A 17,539-nucleotide genomic window follows, 5' to 3' on the forward strand; every position below is an offset into this window, starting at 1 on the left:
ACGGAACGTACACCCAGGGGGTGTGGGGCACCATCCGCCGACCCGGCGTGGTGGCCGCAGTTCCCGGACCGGGTCATGCGCGGTCGGAGGGCCGCCAGTCCGTCCGGTTTTAGGCGTGCCCCATATGTAACGTTTCGGACGGTGGGTGCGATGACCACACCGGCGGCGCTCGTAGTTCACTGCAGGGGGCTGGTGAACGCCGTTGTTCCTCGGGGGAATTCAACAGCACAGGAACAATCTGGAGTGGGGACTCAAAGTGCAGCAACGTGCGTCGATCCAGCGCGGCCTGGGGGCCGCAGCAGTCTCGGCCCTGGCGGTCACCGCCCTGGCCGCCTCGCCGGCCCTGGCCGCGCCGGTTCCGGGAAACACCGAGGTGGTGGCCATCTCGCCGGACGGTCAGGCTCAGGACGGGCAGACCTGGCATCCGCAGATCACGCCGGACGGCCGGTACGTGGTGTTCGACTCCTCGGCCCGCAACCTCACGGCCACGCCGGAGGGCGGCTCTTCGTGGGACGTCTTCGTCAAGGACCTGAAGACACGTAAGATCACCAAGGTTTCGACCGGGCTGAACGGCCAGCCGGCCAATGACGACAGTCTCTTCCCGGACATCACCCCGGACGGCCGCTACGTCGTGTTCGTCTCCGCGGCGACCAACCTGGTCGCCGGGGATGACACGTCCGTGCGGGCCAACGAGATCTTCGTCAAGGATCTGAAGACCGGCCGGACCACCAAGGTGATCTCCGAGAACCTCGGTGATGACGGCAACTTCGACTCTCCGACGATCTCGGCGGACGGCAACACCATCGCCTTCTCGTCCACCCACCCCGACCTGGTGGCCGGCGATACCAACGGCACCAGCGACGTCTTCGTCTGGAAGCGCTCGACCGGCAAGGTGACCCGGGTCAGTGTCTCGTCCTCGGGAGCCCAGGGCAGCTCGTCCACGAACTCGCCCTACCGGGGCTCGTTCGCACCGGCGATCTCTGCCGACGGCAAGTCCGTGGTGTTCCGTTCCGGCGATGACAACCTGGTCCGCAACGACACCAACAACCTGGCCGACATCTTCGTCCACACGCTCGACAACCACCGCACCACCCGGGTTTCGGTCGGGCCGAACGGGGAGCAGATCACCGGTGGGCAGCCCATCGACGGCAGCGCCGCCGACGCTCCCAGCATCTCTGCCGACGGCCGGGTCATCGCCTACGAGGGGTACGCCATCAAGGGCCTGACCGGCCAGGACACCGGTGAGACCTTCCAGGTGTACGTCTACGACCGCAGGACCGGCAAGACCGAGGCGGCCGCCCGGACCCTGATCGGCACCGTGGCCATCGCCAACAGCGCCGTGGCGGAGATCTCCCCGGACGGCCAGTTCGTGGTGTTCCAGTCCGGCAGCAACGAGCTGGTGGCGGGTGATTCCGGCACCGAGGTCGACGTTTTCGTGCGCAACCTGAAGAACACGAAGATCGTCAAGGCCTCGGTGGGGGTCGATGGGGCCCTGGCCAACGGCTCGAGCGGCACCTTCGGCACCACCATCAGCGCGGGCGGCCGGACGGTCGTGTTCGACTCCAGCGCCGACAACCTGGTCGAGGGCCCGGCGAACCCGAACAACGACCTGTACCTGCACCGGTTCACGAAGTAGCACCGACCAGGGACGTGGGTGGTCGCCGGTCAGCGAACCGGCGGCCACCCGCGTCCGCAGGACAGACCCTAGTTACCGATCGCGAAACTGGTGTGTGGGGGCTGGTTGTAGGCCGTATTCTGCCAGGCCACCGCCTCGCGGTACATCCGGTCCTGCATCAGCGAGGGTCGCGAGATGCTGGTCGGCTCGGTGGTCGAGAAGATCCGCAGCGCCGTGTTGCTGGTGGTGGGCCAGATGACTTCCTCGCGCCAGTCACCCAGGATGTCGGCCTGCAGGGAGGGGTTGGACTTGGTGCCGTTGATCGCGTAGACGCCGTCCGCGGTGAGCAGGCGGGTGTCGCCGCTGGTGCCGTACTTGTCGATGTGGTTGCCGTCCAGCAGTTCACGCTGGGCGTCGCCGTCCCACCAGATCACGAAGTTCGTGCTGGAGGGCTTGCGGCCGAGGTCGGCGTTGGTGCTGCTGCGCAGGCCGCTCACCGCGCTGGACCAGGACTCTGCGCCCGGGCTGCCGGCGTAGATGTCGGCCGATACGCCTCGTCCGTTGTCGCAGCCACAGCTCGGGTTCGACCAGATGATCGCCCCGGTGCGGGCATCGGCCATGTAGGCAGCGAACTTGCTGCCGTCCTCGTCCACCTTGAACACTTCCAGCCCGGCCCGGCTGGGAATCAGGTCGCCGGCGTGCATGGCGTCACCGTGCCCCTGACCGGTCCGCCAGAGTCCGGCCCCGTTGTCGTCGATCGCCATCGCCCCATAGATGATCTCGTCCTTGCCGTCGGCATCCACGTCGGCGATCGAGAGCTGGTGGTTGCCTTGCCCGGTCCAGGCCGAGCCGTTGGTGGAGGAGTTGCTGTCGAACGTCCAGCGCCGGGTCAGGGTGCCGTTGCGGAAGTCCCAGGCCGCCACCACGCTGCGGGTGTAGTAGCCCCGGGCCATGATGATGCTGGGGTACGAACCGTTGATGTACGCGGTGCCGGCCAGGAACCGGTCCACGCGGTTGCCGTACGAATCGCCCCAGGAGGAAACCGTTCCCCGGGCCGGAACGTAGTCGGCGGTGGCCATAGCAGCCCCGGTCTGGCCGTTGAAGACGGTCAGGTACTCCGGGCCGGTCAGGATGTAGCCGCTGGAGTTGCGGTAGTCGGCCGAGGACGAGCCGATCACCTTCCCGGTGCCGTCCTTGGTGGCGTCCGCCGTCTTCATGGCCACTTCGGCCTTGCCGTCGCCGTCGTAGTCGAACACCTGGAACTGGGTGTAGTGCGCCCCGGCCCGGATGTTGCGGCCCAGGTCGATGCGCCACAGCCGGGTTCCGCTCAGCGTGTAGGCGTCGATCAGGACGTTGCCGGTGTACCCGGACTGCGAGTTGTCCTTGGCGTTGGAAGGATCCCACTTCAGAACGATTTCGTAGGAGCCGTCGCCGTTCAGATCACCCACGGACGCGTCCCCAGGGCTGTACGTGAAGGCGACGCCATCCGGGGTGGTTCCCCCGGAGGGACGTTGCAGCGGTACGTCCATCGACGTCGCCGCCAGGGCGCTCACCTGCTCCTGAGCTGTTCGAAGCTGGGCACTTCCGGCCGGGCGCACCGAGTACTCGGCGCCGACCGGAGCGTCCTTGTCGACGTAGTTGGTTCCCTTGGTGACCGGGCTTTCGTTGATCTTGGTGGAGCCGCGGTAGACATCGAAACCGGCCGACTGGTCGTCGCTGTCGAGCAGACGCCAGGACAGGAAGTTGTCGTCCCCGTCGCGCAGGGCCACCAACCCTCGGTCGAGCACCTCACCACTGTCCGCAGACGTGGCGGCGGTCTCGGCCACCTGCTCCTGCGCGGCCGCTGCGGTCGCACCAGCACCGCTGAGGGTGGCGGCGACCAGGACTACGCCTATCGCCCCGGCCCAATGGCGACGAGAGGAAGGCAGGAGCTTCGAATGGGCCTTCCGGTGCAATGGTTTCAGGAGAATCATGCGCACCCCGCTCTGGCTGACGAGTCCGGGCCGGTCAGTGAAGGCTGCCCGGTCCCGGTCCGGTGACTTGGAAGGAGCCCAATGTCGGATCAGGGCGTCCGCCCGTCAACAATGACCGGAGCACGTCCTGTCGGTGAACGGACGTCAGCTCTGAGTGCGGAAACGTCCGAGGGCGTCGCAGATCAGCCGACGGTCCTGGTCAAGGGCCGGACGTCGGTGAAGGACCCCGTGCGGGGGTTCGGGTGAAAGCCGGTCTGAAACGCTACAGGCGCGGTATCGCTCACGCAATCGCCCCGAAACCCGCCAGAGCCGCGCTTTCCCAGAGTTTTCCAGTGCGGCCGGCCCGACCCAGGACAGCGTCCGTGCTCCGCGCAGACACCGCGCCTGGTTGATGCGCTGCCGCGGTTCGGTTGCTTCGATGACGGCGTTTGCGCAACGCCAGAAGCTGTGACCGAACAGCCGCTTCTCCTTAAGGATGTCGAGCCGAGTGAGCTCGTCCCGGTCAGTAGGCGTACGCCGGGTAGGTCAGGTAGCCGCGATCCCCACCCTGGTAGAACGTCTCCTGATCGGCCGTCGTCAGCGGCAGCCCGGTCCGCAGCCGCTCGACCAGGTCGGGATTGGCGATGAAGGCCCGGCCGAAACTGACCAGATCGGCGCCGCGGGCCAGCCAGCGTTCGGCGTCGAGCCGGGCGGTGGCGGTGCCTGCGCCCGGATTCACGATCAACGTTCCGGGCCAGGCCCGGCGCAGGCTCTGCATGGTCTCGTCGTCCGTGCTGGCCACAAGGTGGACGTACGCCAGGCCCAGCGGGGCCAGTTCTTTCAGCAGCGCTGTGTACAACGCCGGAACGTCCTCCTCGACCGCGTCCCAGATCCCCGCCCCGGGCGACAGCCGGATTCCCACCCGATGCCCACCAACCGCGTCCACAGTTCCTGCGACCGCCTCGACAGCAAATCGGATGCGGGCCGTGATCGACCCGCCGTACGCGTCCGTTCGCTGGTTCGCACTGGTCGAAAGGAACTGGCTGATCAGGTAACCGTTGGCGCCGTGCAACTCTACGCCGTCGAAACCGGCCTCGACGGCGTTGCGGGCTGCTTCGCCGTAGACGAGTGCCTCGGCAGCGGCCTCGGCCGTCGAGAGCGCTCGCGGTACCGGTGCCGCCAGCGGGCCCTGCGGGGTGAAGACCATGGTGTTGCGCGCAGCGATCGCCGACGGACCCACCGGCTGCTGCCCGGACGTGAGCGGGTGGCTGATCCGGCCGCCGTGCATGAGCTGCGCGAACACCCGTCCGCCATTGGCATGGATCGCACCGGTGACCGGCTTCCAGGCCTTCACCTGGGCGGGGGAGTGCAGGCCGGCCGAGGACGGGTTGGCCTGGCCTTGGCGGCTGGGCTGGATCCCGTCCGTGATCAGCAGCCCGGCACTGGCCCGCTGGCTGAAGTACGTGGCCATGGACGCGGTGGCCAGGCCCTCGGGGTTGGAGCGGACCCGGCTCATCGGGGCCATTACCACCCGGTTGGGCAGAGTCAGGCCGGCCAGGTCGAACGGGGAGAACAGGTTGGTCATGCCGGCGACGCTAAGAGCTTCCGCCGGGGTGAGGTTCAAGCTCTGGAGACCGGCGTCACACGCCGCTCGCCGCCCGAATCACCGCATCCAGGCGTTCTCGGGTGGCGTTCAGCTCCTGCGCCTGCCGTTCCAGCTTCTGGCGTTCGGCGTCGAGCAGGTGCAGGCAGGGGGCCGACGGCTCGTGCGGATGCGGATCGGCGTCGGGCGGGCAGACCGCGGCGATCGATGTGCTGGACAGGCCGGCGGCATAGAGCGTCTGCAGGGTGCGGACGCGTTCGACGGCGGATTCGGGGTAACGGCGCTGGCCGCCGGAGGTGCGGTCAGCCTCCAGCAGGCCCTGTTCCTCGTAGTAGCGCAGCGCTCGTACGGTCGCGCCGGCCTGGGCGGCCAGCTCTCCTATCGAAAGCATGCGATCGAGCGTAAGCCCAGGTGACCCGATTACCGGCCTGGAAGGATTGGGCTCCAGGCCGTCACCGGGAGGGACGCTCGCCATGAAGTACGTCAACACGATCGAGATTGCCTTGCCGCGCGAGCGGGTGGCTCAGTTGCTCGCCGACCCGGAGCAGCTGCCGAAGTGGCTGCGCGGAATGGTGGTGCACGAGCCGGTGAACGGGGTGCACGGGCAGGTCGGGACGAAGTCGCGCGTCGTGTTCCGCTCGGGACAACAGGAGATGGAACTCACCGAGACGATCACCCGCCGGGACCCGGTCGACCTGAACGAGATTCCGGCCGAGGTGGTCGTCCACTACGAGCGGGAGACGGTCGGCGGGGGCATGCGGAGCGTCGTGCGCGACCGGCTCACCGAGGCCGGGCCGGAGCGGACCCTGTGGGAGAGCGAGAGCGAGTTCCGTTTCAGCGGCGTGGTGATGCGGCTGGTCGGGCTGCTCATGCCGGGTTCCTTCCGCAAGCAGTCCCAGCAGCACATGCAGGACTTCAAGGCGTTCGCCGAGCAGGGAAAGGACGTGCGCGAAGCAGCGGACTGATCTCCTCGGCATGCGACATTCCACCCCCCGTGCTCCCCTCCGCAGGCTCATCAAAACGGCCTGGGGCCGGTGTGGAAAGCCAGCGGAGGGAAGGGGACATCACGCGTGCATGATCAGCGCTTGAGGGCACGCTCCAGGATCCAGGCGTAGACCATCGCCTCGTCCTTCCAGGAGTCGTACCGGCCCGAGGGGCCGCCGTGTCCGGCGCCCATCTCGGTCTTCAGCACGATCTGGCTGGAGCCGGTGTTGTGCTCACGCAGCTTCTGCACCCACTTGGCCGGCTCCCAGTAGCTCACCCGGGGGTCGTTCAGCCCGGCCGTGACCAGCATCTGCGGGTAGGCCGCGTCCACCACGTTGTCGTAGGGGGAGTAGCTCTTCAGGACGTTGTAGAACTTCTCCTCCTCCGGGTTGCCCCACTCCTCGTACTCGTGCACCGTCAGCGGCAGCGAGGGATCGAGCATGGTGGTGAGCACGTCCACGAACGGCACCTCGGCGATGACCCCGGCGAACAGGTCGGGCCGCAGGTTGGTCACTGCGCCCATCAGCAGACCACCCGCACTACCGCCGCGCGCGATCAGCGTGGAAGGCGAGGTGTAGCCCGCCTCAACGAGATACGAGGCGGCGGCCACGAAATCGCTGAAGGTGTTGGGCTTCTTCTCGAACTTGCCGTCCTCGTACCAGAGCCGGCCCAGGTCACCACCGCCGCGCACGTGCGCGATCGCGAAAACGAAGCCGCGGTCCAGCAGGCTCAGGCGGAAAGAGGAGAAGTACGGGTCGGTGGAGATCTCGTAGGCGCCGTAGCCGTACAGCAGCGCGGGCCCACCGTCCTTGGCCCGGTCGGAGCGGTAGACCAGCGAGATCGGGACGTCCACCCCGTCGGCGGCCTTGGCCCAGACCCGCTCGGTGGTGTACGCCGAGGCGTCGTACCCGCCCAGAACGGGCTGCTGCTTCAGCAAAGTGCGCTCGCCGCTGCGCAGGTCGTACTCGTACACCGAGCGCGGGGTGACCAGCGAGGTGTAGGAGTAGCGCACGATGTGGGTGTCGAACTCGGCGTTGCCCCCGGCCCCGGCCGTGTACACCGTCTCCGGCTGCTCCATCACCGAGTGCGTGCCGGTGGCCAGCTCGTACAGCGCGATCCGGGCCGTACCGGCGGCCCGCTCGGACAGAATCAGGTGCCCGGCCATCGTCTCGGCGCCGTCGAGCTTCACGTCGGGGCGGTGGCCGATCACCTCCTGCCAGTGCTCGCGGCCCGGGGTGGCAGCCGGGGTGACCATCAGCTTGAAGTTGGGCGAGTCCTCGTTGGTGGTCACGTAGAACTCGTCGCGCTCGGCGTCCTTGTAGTGCGAGAGGTGATACTCCACGCCCTGCCGGCGGGGTTCGACCACCTTGAACTCACCCAGCGGGTCACCGGCCGGCAGCAGCCAGGTCTCGCTGGTCAGCGAGCTCCCCAGGGAGATGACCAGGTACTCCTCGGTCTTGGAACCGCCGACGCCGACGAAGAAGCGCTCGTCGTCCTCCTGGAACACCTTCACGTCCTCGTCGGCGGAGGTGCCGATGACGTGCCGCCACACCTGGTAAGGCCGCTTGGCCTCGTCCTGGCGGGTGTAGAAGAGCACGCTGCCGTCGCGGCTGAAGGTGGCGCCGTAGTAGACGCCCTCGATCACGTCGTCCAGGTCGGTGAGCGTTTCCAGGTCGCGCACCCGCAGGGTGAACGTCTCGCTGCCGGTCAGGTCGGTGGAGTACGCCAGCCGGGTGCCGGTGGGGGCCACGGTGAACGCCCCGAGCGAGAAGAACTCCGCGTCGCCGGCCACCTTGTTCTGGTCGAGCAGGACGATCTCGTCCTCGCCCGGCTTGCCGTCGACGTCGGCCTTGCGGCAGCTGATGCCGTACTGGCGGCCCTCCTCGGTGCGGCTGTAGTACCACCAGCCGTGCTTGCGCACCGGCACCGACAGGTCGGTCTCCTGGATCCGGGACCGGAACTCCTCGAACAGCTCGTCCTGAAGCTCCCCGGTCCCGTCCAGGTAGTCCTTGAGGTGCGCGTTCTCCGCCTCCAACAGCGCGATCACCTCCGGGTCGGACTTCTCCCGAAGCCAGTACCAGGGGTCGATCCGCTCGTCGCCGTGCTTGCTGAGAACCGTGGGCCGCTTCTCGGCCGAGATGCTGTTGGAGGTCACGGCATCAGCTTGCCTCAACCCTCCGGTCCGCATCGACCCGGAAGCGGCGGATTGATTGCGCTGTCTGCGGACGCCGCCGGGGAACCTTCGGTCTCGAGGCTCCTGACAAAGGTCGGACGGGTCAAGGTGGCTGCTGAAGCGCTAAGAGTCCTCGGACGAGGCCTTCGGTGAAAGAATCAGGCCTTTGTTGCGGTAGTAGCGAAAGGGTGTTCGCTGCATTCGTCCAATGCCGGACGATAGATGTCTGCGGCGCAGGAAAGCTGGGGGTAGCCGAAGGCCCGCACCGGGTGAGCCTGGCGCGGCGTAGCGCGCCACAGCTATCGTGCCGCTCAGCTTCCGGCGGCCATCCGCAGCTACCCAACTGAGGGCGCTGTCCGGAGCACGGGTAAGGCATGGCGGCCGGTGAGAAATCGACCGATGTGCCCATGTGATTACGGTGATGGACGGACCGCCTCGCCGAAGTGACGTGAACGCCCGGACGTGTAATCGCCCACGAACGTCGTCGCAGACCGGTATGTTGGCGCGCGCTTGTTCAAATCATCGGGTTTCTGAGCACGCTGGGATTCAAATATCATGGTGCCCTCCCCGGGGACGGCTGAAGCGCCGGTCGGCGCAGTGGATCGATCCGACGAGATCGAGGCTCCACTCTCCTCGCCTTTGCCGGACGTCAGCCACATCGATCTGACCGAGCTCCGGGCCGAGGAAGGCTCGGTGCTGCAGGGCGCCCTGGACCGTTTGCTCGCCGCTTCTGAATCCCACGACGTCGTCGCGGGATTCAACGCGGCTCTCTGACCGGCGTGTCACCGCCCGTCGTTGACCTGACCCTCGGCCGGCGAGGCCGGGGCGAGGCAGCAGTGGGGGAGTGGCCGCTGGATCTTCTGGACGTCCCGGCGCTCAGGGCGACGGGCTGGCGCCCGGTTCCTTTCCGGCACTTCGTCGTCAAGATCCACAACCGGTGCAATCTGGCCTGCACCTACTGCTACATGTACGAGCTGGCTGACCAGAGCTGGCGGGCCAGGCCACGGGTGATGTCGGCCTCGGTGGTCACCGCACTGACCCGACGGGTCGCCGAGCACGTGAGTAAGCACGGTCTTCCCTGGATCGACGTCGTTCTGCACGGCGGAGAGCCGTTGCTGGCCGGGATCGAGATGATCGAGCGGACATCCGCTCAGATCCGGGCGGCGGTTCCTGCCTCTTGTACGGTCCGGGTGCAGATCCAGACCAACGCGGTGCTGCTGGAGGAAGAGACTCTGGCTCGCCTGGTACGGCAGGGCATCCGAGTCGGGGTCAGCCTGGATGGTGCCGCCGCGACCAACGACCGGCGTCGGCGCTTCGCCGACGGGCGTGGCAGCTACGACAAGGTGGCGGCTGCACTGCGGCTGCTGGGCAGGCCGCAGTACCGGGAGGCGTTCGCCGGGATCCTCTGCACGATCGACGCCGAGTCCGATCCGGTCCGGACCTATGAGGCACTGCTCGAGTTCTCGCCCCCGAACGTGGATTTCCTGCTTCCGCACGGCAACTGGAGCAGTCCGCCGCCGCACAGGGAGGCGACGTTCACGCCCGGCCTGTACGCCCAGTGGCTCCTGGACCTGTTCGAGCGGTGGTATCGAGCGCCCCGCCGGGAAACCGGGATCCGGTTCTTCGACGAGATCATTCACCTGGTGCTCGGCGGCCGGAGCACCTCCGAGTCCATCGGTCTCAGTCCGGTCGGAGTGATCGTGACCGACACCGACGGCTCGATCGAGCAGGTGGACTCGTTGCGCTCGGCCTATGACGGCGCGGCGGCCGCCGGTTTCGATGTGGTGCGCAACAGTTTCGACGAGGTTCTGGCTCACCCGGGGGTGGCGGCCCGACAGATCGGCTCGCGGGCGCTGGCCGAGCGCTGCCGGACCTGTCCGGTGATGAAAGTGTGTGGTGGGGGACATTATCCGCACCGGTACCGGGCCGGAGCCGGATACCGCAATCCTTCGGTCTACTGCGCCGACCTGAAGGTCGCGATCGAGCACATCCGTCAGGTTCTTCTCGACGACGTTCAGGCGCTCAGGGAGGCGAACACGACGTGATCAGCACGCATCAGGTGCCAGCCGGGCAGTTCGACGACCTGGCCGGCGGCGACGGCGGGCCGACTGCGGTGGGGACCCTGCTGGCCGGCCAGGTGAGCAAGCGGTTGCTGCAGATCCGACTGATGCTCGACCTGGCTGCGCAAGGTGTCGCGAACGCTGAAGAGGTCGCGGCGGCCGAGACGGCCTACGACGTGCTGGCAGCCACCCACCGACTTGCGCCGCACAGCACCGAGCGGGTTCTGCTGTACCCACCGGTCGGAGCCTGGGCCGCGCACTGTGTCGCGAGGCTTCGCCCCGCGCCGGCCCAGCCGGAGCATGCGGACCTGACGGTGACGGGCACCGGCCTGGGGCACCTCGGCGCGATCGCGGCCACCTGCGCGGTCCTGGCTCGTTCCCATTCGGAGCCGGGTCAGGTTGTCCACCGGGAGGTCTCGGTTCCCCTGTACGACGGTCAGGTAATCCTGCCTATGCTCGGCAGGGCGTCCTTCGGTGAGCCCGGGGCCGGGACGACGGCGAGCGTGACGATCAGTTCCGAGGGGATCGTCATCCGTTCGGGCCGGTGCTCGGTCCGTCTGCCCACCGACCCGGGTACTGACGGCCCGGGCTGGCGTTCTCTTCGCCGGCTGGAAGTTACTTCAACCGCAGGCGATCTCACGGTCTGCCTGGACGACCACAATCCGTTCCGTCAGTACGCCGGACTCGATGTCGCCTGCGATCTGACCGATGAGGTCGTCGCCAGGTGGAACACCCGTCTGGGGGAGGCCTGGACCTTACTGGGCACCTATCATCCGGAGTTGGCCAGGAGCCTGGCCGCTGGGCTGCTCTGTCTGGTTCCGCTGATCGAGACGCCGGACGGCCGCGGTGTCAGCGCCACCGCGGTGAACGCCTTCGGGGCGGCCGCCATGACCCCACCGGTGGATGCGGCGACGCTGGCGGAAGGGCTGGTGCACGAGTTCCAGCACTCCAAGCTCAGCGCGCTGCTGGATCTGATCCCCTTGTACGACCAGGGGATCCAGGTGCTTCTGTACGCCCCCTGGCGGGACGACCCCCGGCCGTTGCCCGGGTTGCTCCAGGGCACCTACGCCTATCTGGGGGTGGCGGCGTTCTGGCGTCAGCACCGGTTCCAGGCTCCGGCCGCGGATGCTCTTTTCGCGCACTACCAGTTCGACCGCTGGCGGGATCAGGCAGCACGAGCGGCCGCGGTGATCAGCGACTCGGGGGCACTGACCGACGCGGGACACCGGTTCGTGGACACCCTGAGCGAGGTCCTGGCTTCTTGGCGCCAGGAACCCGTCCCCGAAGAGGCCCGCCGTGCAGCCGGCGAGGCCACCCTTGACCACTGGTTGTCCTGGCGGCTTCGCAACCTGCGCCCGGACGACGAAGCTGTACGTCGTCTGGCCGACCAGTGGCATGCGGGAGCGTCCGCACCGACCGGCCCGGTGCCGGAGTGCCTTCCTGTCGCCGGACGCTTCGCACCAGTACCGAACGACCGCCTGACTTTGCTGCACCAGCGCTTACGACGTGAGCCGTTCCTGGCCCAGGCATCGCCCGCCGATCTCAGCCAGGCGCGGGGCGACACCTCAGCCGCGGCGGCCCTCTACCGAAAGATGATCGAGCATGATGCGGACGATACCCACGTCTGGGCAGGTCTCGCACTGACGTCGGGACCGGCGGACGAAGATGCCGGGTGCATGCTGCGATCTCGTCCCGAGATAGTCCGGGCGGTCCATCAGGACCTCACGAAGCGTGGACCGGGCGCTGTCGATCCGACGCTGCTGGCCGGCTGGCTGGGCTCGCTCGAGACACACTCGGCCAGCTAGCCAAACATCAGGTGGGGGGCGTCTCGATGTCGAACTCGCCGCGTCGGCCCGCGGCCGCAGCCTGAGTTACAGGATGGGCGTCCCCCAGGACCTGGCGCATCCGCGCTACCGCTTCCTGCAGACGCGTCGGGCCGGCCGGGCTCCCGGTGGATTGAAGGTCCAGCGCAAGGTTCACCGCGAACCCGAGCGTGTCCGGGTGATCCTCACCCCGGATCCGGCGGGCACGCTCGAAAACGTTCTCGGACCACTCGCGGGCCGCGCTGTGTTCAGCGACCGCAGCGAAGGCGGTGGCCTGATTCGCGCCGGTGGTGATGGTGAAGTAGTGATCGGCACCGAGCGTACGTTCCAGGACCAGGTACGCCTCGGACACCAGCGACCGGGACCGGTCGATCTGGCCGACGCCGCGCAGGACCACTGCGAGGTTCACCGCCGCGGCCTGGGTGAAGGGGTGCTCGACGCCGAGCACCTGGACGCTGCGCTTCAGCGTCTCTTCGGTGATCGCCCGGGCCCCGGCCAGGTCGCCGGCCGCCCGCCGGTTGTTCCCGACGCTGATCATGGTGTCCAGGGTGAGCTGGTGTCCCGGCCCGAACCGGGCAGTGTGCAGCGCGTGGTTCTCCTCCATCGACCGGCGTGCGGCGTCGTAGTCGCCGACCATGCGCAGGGCTACCGCGTAGGCGCGCGAGGCTGACAGGATCTCCACGTGATCGGGGGTGAGCAGCGGCCGGAACTCGGCCAGGGCTGCTTCCAGCATGGCCTGGGCACCCCGGAAGTCGCCGAGATTCAGCAGGTCCCGGGCCAGGTTCGCGGTGCTGGAGAGGATGTAACTGTCCTCGGGTTCCAACACCCGCAGCCGTCGGCGGAGGGTGTCCTCGTCCTGGCGCCGGGCATCCTCGAAGTCTCCGAGCAGACGCAGATCGACGGCCAGGTTGTGCGAGCAGAGTAAGGTCTCCGGGGCGTCGTCGCCGTAGACCCGGCGGTGCCGGACGAGGTTGTCCTGGTCCAGTTCTTTCGCCTCGGCGAAGCGTCCCAGATCCCGCAGATTGGCGCCGATCAGGTTGCGGGTGGCCAGGGTGTGCTCGTGGTCCTGTCCGAACCGGCGGGTCAGCCGGACGATCGCCTCCTCGTTCAGCTTGCGGGCCCGTTCGCTGTCTCCAGACCACCTCAGCGCGGTGGCGAGGAAACGGCTGGCAACCAGGGTCTGGGCGTCGTCAGGCCCGATGGTTTCGGTCCAGCGGGTGTACGTCTGCTCGGCCAGGTCCCGGCTGCCGGACATGTCTCCGCGCCGGTAGCGGTAGCGGATCTGATCCAGTACCACCTTGCGGATCTTGTCGTGCCCGCCGTCGATGACCTTGGCCGGGCCCAGGTGAGGGGACAACTCTGCGTGCAGGGCCCAGGTACGCCGGTTGTCCGGGGCACCGGGGTTCGCCGCCGCCATCAGCTCATGGGCGTTGGAGAGGTAGGAGGCGCGTTGCTCCGGGGTAAGCCCTTCACGGAGCACGGCCTGCACCAGCCTGTGCACCTGGAGGGTGTCCTTGGCCGGGTCCACCTGGGCCAGGGCGTAACGGCCGATCTCCCGGACAGCCCGGCGGCGGAGGATGGAGTCCGAGATGGTGCTGGCCAGAGGTTCGGGCAGAGCGGTGAAACGCCCCAGACTCAGCAGCCGGAAAGGGATCGGTTCCGGGCCGAAGAAGGCGCACAGTTCGAGCATCTGGACCGCCGCGGGTGACTGCACGCGCAGCCGGTCGAAGACGATGCTCCAGGTCGCGGCCACCGATGTGGAGTACAGCTGGGGCGATCCACTGGCCAGCAACTGTTCCAGGCGCTCGTCGAAGAGCTGCAGGTACTCGTCCACCGACATCCCGGTCTCGGCCTGCCAGACCGCGGCCTGTTCCAGGGCCAGCGGCAGGTCACCGAGACGCTCCGCGAGCCGGTCGCTGTCGTGCACGCTCAGGTTCCGGCCCCGGCGTTGCAGCAGCGAGATGCTCTCCTCCCGGGCGAAGACGTCGACTTCCACGGTCTGGGCCTCGCTCGCCCAGCCCTGGTTGCGGGAGGTGACGATCACGTGCCCCGGACCGGTGGGCAGCAACGTCTCCAGTTCATCCGGCTCATCGGCGTTGTCGAAGATCAGCAGCCAGCGTCGGTAGGGATCTCCCCGCCGCAGGGCGTCCAGGACCGAACGCACCGCGCGGTCCACCTCTCCCGGTTCGTCACCGGCGCTGCCGAGATTGAGATGTGGTGCCAGCGCGGCGATCCGAGATCTTGCTTCGGACGGTTGCTCGGCCGGAAGCCACCAAACCAGGTCGTAGTCCGCGCCGAACCGGTGCGCGTACTCCATCGCGACCTGCGTCTTGCCCACTCCGCCCAGACCGTGCAGGGCCTGCGGTACCACCACCGCCGTGGTGGCGTTCAGCAACCTCTGACGAAGATCGAGCAGCAGTGGGTCCCGGCCGACGAAATGGGGGTTGCGGTTCGGCAGGTTGGACACGGTCGGCTCGGCACCCGGAAATCTCGGTGCGTTCTCGGAATCCGCCTCGACGCCGGGGCCGTTCTGCGAGGGCAGAAGCCCTGGTTCACGCACCGCGGCCAGAAGCTCCTCGCGCGCCTCCGACGCCTCCAGTGTGGCGATGTCGACCGGCACCCGGCTCGAGAAGACTCCCCAGGGACGGAACTTCGACACCAGCACCGGTACCAGGAGCCCCTGCCAGCCGGAAGGACTACGGGCGAAGGCCGCTTCCCAGGTGTGCCGGGCGCTCTGCGAGTCGAGATAGTCCGGCGACATCACCGCCAGGGTGCAGGCCGAGGAACGGATGGTCTGGCGCAGTTCGGTCTCCAGGTCTGCGCCGGGCGGCAGCGAGGTACCCTGCAGCGCCACCCGGTAGCCCACACTCTCCAACTGGTAGGCGATCCAGTCGGCCCACATCCGGTCCTGCTCCACGTGACTGATGAAGATGTCGGAGGGCAGAACCCTTTTCACCCGCTCGAACTGGGCCAGCCACTGACGCCGGTCCCCCTCGTCCATCGGGACCAGTTCGCTGACCCGGCCCTCGGTCACCGTCCTGGCCAGCCGCTCGTAGAACGCCAGCAGGCTGTTCTCCTGCCGCGGCCGGTCGCCGATCGTGGCCAGGATCTCCTCGTAGGCGTAGAACGGCTTGTACGGGATCTCGACATCGCCCCAGTACCGTTCCCGGCTGGCGTGATCCAGGTGGGCCAGGAACGGCTCGAAGGTGCGCCGCGCGTCGTCCCGGCCCATCTCGAGCTTGCTGGTCTCGGCGTCCTCCACCCTCATCGGCACCGGCAGGATCCGGATGTGCCGGGAACGGCTGTTCTCCCGGATCGATACGGCAGCTGAGTAGGCCCCGGAGATGCTCTGCGAACTCAGGGTGAAACAGTCCACGACGACGTCCGGCAGGGCCACCGTACAGATCGCGCCGGTGTCGCTGAATCCCGTCCGGCTGTCGATCAGGACGAAGTCGTACGTGCTCTTCATGTTCTCGCGCAGCCGGGCGAAGAAGTCACCGCCACCCTGACGCTGGTAGAGGCGTTCCCAGTCGATCCCGCTGACCCGCCGAGAATAGGCGGTGTCCTGCCGGCCGGTCGGGACGAAGTCGAAGGTTCCCCGGTCCGGGAACTCCCAGTCCAGCGAGACGGCGTACCGCTCGATGACAGCCCGGTTGGCCACCCAGTCCTCGCCGACCTCGCGGCCGCTCTCGCCCGCCTCTTCGTGGCTCATCGCCGCCGAGGCGAAGTCCCAGATCAGGTCGATCGTGCCGCGTGAGCTCTGCAGGGCCTTGTCGATCAGGAACGGATGCAGGTAACGGTGCAGACCGGGGGACTCCAGGTCCCAGTCGACCGCCAGCACCCGATAACCGTTGCTGGCCAGGATCCAGGCGGTGTTCGCCAGGGCCATGGATCTTCCGGTGCCACCCTTGTACGAGTAGAAGGTGATGATCTGACCGCCCTGCTCAGTGACCGTCATGGCTGCACCCTTCCGTCCGGAGGATCGCCTGGTGCCCGGGGCAGCCCCAGTACCGGGCGCTCGGTCAGGACGTCGCCACCGGCCCGCTGCACCACCGGCCGCAGACGGAAGACCCTGCTCTGAGCCTCGGTGAGCGCGCTCACCAGTTCCCGCTGGAAGGCGTCCGGATCCGCGATCTCGGTCCTGATCAGGTCGTCGCGGCGGGTCAGATTACGGGGGAAGGTCTGGAACAGGTCGACGCGCAATTCCTCGGAGTTCTCAAAGGTCTCCGGGTCGGACGAACTCCAAGGAACCATCATCGGGCTGGTCGGCTCGTTACGGAGGTCGTAGCGCGACAGTTGGAGGCGATAGGCGTCCAGTCGGGTCGCCCAGACATCGATCAGGAGGACGACCAGTTCGTTCGCCTCGTTCGCCTGGTCCAGCAGTTCCTCGATCTCGTCCGCCCGGGCCAGCCCCGACGTCAGGTCCTGGCCGGCCGCAATGGTCTGGGCGAAGACACATATCCGTTGGTGCAACTGCGGACGGTAGGGAGACCAGTCGTAGGAGTCCGGGCCGTACTGCTGCAGATCGCGGCGATGCAGAGCCATATCAGCCGACGTCGCGGCCGCTATCACGAAGTTCACGTGCCGCGGACCGCCCCGAACCGTGGCCGGTGCCCAGGTCGTACCGAAACCCCGGGTGGGCACTCCGGCCGGGGTTGCCGTTGCGCCGGGGACCGGGGAGGAGGACATCCTGGCTGCCGCGGAATCCCGGACCTGCGGCAGGAAGGGGCTGGAGACTCCGGACAGATCCAGGCCTGGCTCCTCGGGCAGGTCGTACTGCTCGGCCATGGCGATCACCCGGCGGGACAGGTGGATCAGCACCTGCTGGTACTCGTCCTGATACTTGCTGAGCCGAAGCAGGAAATGCAGGCCCTCCTGGCTGTACGTCTCGCTGCCCAGATCATCGTGCTGGATCTGCCCGACCGCTTCCGGTTGCTGCGGTCCGGGCACCCAGATCACCGGCAGGATGGTGGTCGGCAGGCGGCCTCGCTCACGGTGGTACCGGTCCAGGCGACTCTGGTAGGCCGCCCACTCCTGACCGCACGCCTCGCTGGCGTAGTAGGTGGGTGAACAGAGCGCCACGAAAGTCTTTGCCTGAGCGAGTGCCTCGGTGAGTGTGTCGAGCCAGAGATCCCCGGTCTCGATGCTGTTCATGTCGCGAAAACCCACGTCTTCGCGTCGATTACCGCTCTGGCGACGGATCTCGCTGACGAAGTCCCGGTAGAAGCGACTGACGTAGCTGTCGTCAACGCCGCGCGCGTAACTGAGGAAGAAGAGTGGCGCCACGACCTCCCCCGAAGCATCGTCGCCTATATCCCACGATAGTACT

At 67.6% G+C, this 17,539-nt stretch carries 11 protein-coding genes; 5 read left to right on the plus strand and 6 right to left on the minus strand.

What is annotated here, in order from left to right; all coding sequences use genetic code 11:
- Positions 1-256 precede the first annotated feature (256 nt).
- Entirely contained in the window at positions 257-1,636 is a 1,380-nt protein-coding gene (locus LR394_RS29390; protein ID WP_231447832.1) for a TolB family protein, read from the plus strand.
- A 68-nt stretch (positions 1,637-1,704) separates the two neighbouring features.
- Here the strand turns inward: LR394_RS29390 and LR394_RS29395 are convergent, their stop codons facing one another.
- The 3 genes from LR394_RS29395 to LR394_RS29405 form a co-directional block, all read right to left on the minus strand.
- Entirely contained in the window at positions 1,705-3,588 is a 1,884-nt protein-coding gene (locus tag LR394_RS29395) for a rhamnogalacturonan lyase (RefSeq protein ID WP_269329983.1), read from the minus strand.
- Positions 3,589-4,090: 502 nt separating this feature from the next.
- The gene (locus tag LR394_RS29400; protein WP_231447834.1) at positions 4,091-5,152 is read right to left on the minus strand and encodes an alkene reductase; all 1,062 of its coding nucleotides are present in this window, start codon (positions 5,150-5,152) and stop codon (positions 4,091-4,093) included.
- A 55-nt stretch (positions 5,153-5,207) separates the two neighbouring features.
- Positions 5,208-5,561: a MerR family transcriptional regulator gene (locus LR394_RS29405; RefSeq protein WP_231447835.1), complete on the minus strand. Its 354-nt coding sequence runs from the start codon at positions 5,559-5,561 to the stop codon at positions 5,208-5,210.
- Positions 5,562-5,643: 82 nt separating this feature from the next.
- Here LR394_RS29405 and LR394_RS29410 point away from each other — a divergent pair, with 82 nt between their 5' ends.
- Positions 5,644-6,135 carry an SRPBCC family protein gene (locus LR394_RS29410; protein WP_231447836.1) on the plus strand — a complete coding sequence of 164 codons (492 nt, stop codon included), beginning with the start codon at positions 5,644-5,646 and terminating at the stop codon, positions 6,133-6,135.
- Between the two features lie 113 nt (positions 6,136-6,248).
- Here LR394_RS29410 and LR394_RS29415 read toward each other — a convergent pair whose 3' ends face one another.
- A complete protein-coding gene (locus tag LR394_RS29415) occupies positions 6,249-8,309 on the minus strand; it encodes a S9 family peptidase (protein WP_231447837.1) in 2,061 nt (686 codons plus the stop codon).
- 615 nt (positions 8,310-8,924) lie between these two features.
- On the opposite strand from LR394_RS29415, the gene LR394_RS29420 reads away from it, so the two are divergent.
- From LR394_RS29420 to LR394_RS29430, 3 genes are read left to right on the plus strand one after another with little or no spacing between them, the layout of a single operon-like run.
- On the plus strand, positions 8,925-9,101 hold the full coding sequence (locus LR394_RS29420) for a hypothetical protein (protein WP_231447838.1): 177 nt from the start codon (positions 8,925-8,927) through the stop codon (positions 9,099-9,101).
- Positions 9,102-9,106: 5 nt separating this feature from the next.
- Positions 9,107-10,372 (plus strand): FxsB family cyclophane-forming radical SAM/SPASM peptide maturase, encoded by a 1,266-nt coding sequence (locus LR394_RS29425; RefSeq protein ID WP_231447839.1) that lies wholly within the window; start codon positions 9,107-9,109, stop codon positions 10,370-10,372.
- A complete protein-coding gene (locus LR394_RS29430) occupies positions 10,369-12,192 on the plus strand; it encodes an HEXXH motif domain-containing protein (protein WP_231447840.1) in 1,824 nt (607 codons plus the stop codon). The genes LR394_RS29425 and LR394_RS29430 overlap by 4 nt, the downstream gene beginning before the upstream one ends.
- A 7-nt stretch (positions 12,193-12,199) precedes the next feature.
- Here the strand turns inward: LR394_RS29430 and fxsT are convergent, their stop codons facing one another.
- Positions 12,200-16,168, minus strand: coding sequence for an FxSxx-COOH system tetratricopeptide repeat protein (gene fxsT, locus LR394_RS29435; protein WP_231447841.1), 3,969 nt, complete (start codon positions 16,166-16,168; stop codon positions 12,200-12,202).
- The gene (locus tag LR394_RS43300) at positions 16,165-17,496 is read right to left on the minus strand and encodes a TIR-like protein FxsC (RefSeq protein WP_231447842.1); all 1,332 of its coding nucleotides are present in this window, start codon (positions 17,494-17,496) and stop codon (positions 16,165-16,167) included. The genes fxsT and LR394_RS43300 overlap by 4 nt, the downstream gene beginning before the upstream one ends.
- Between the last annotated feature and the right edge of the window lie 43 nt (positions 17,497-17,539).

This window comes from Kineosporia babensis (genome assembly GCF_021129305.1).
Lineage (GTDB): Bacteria > Actinomycetota > Actinomycetes > Actinomycetales > Kineosporiaceae > Kineosporia > Kineosporia babensis.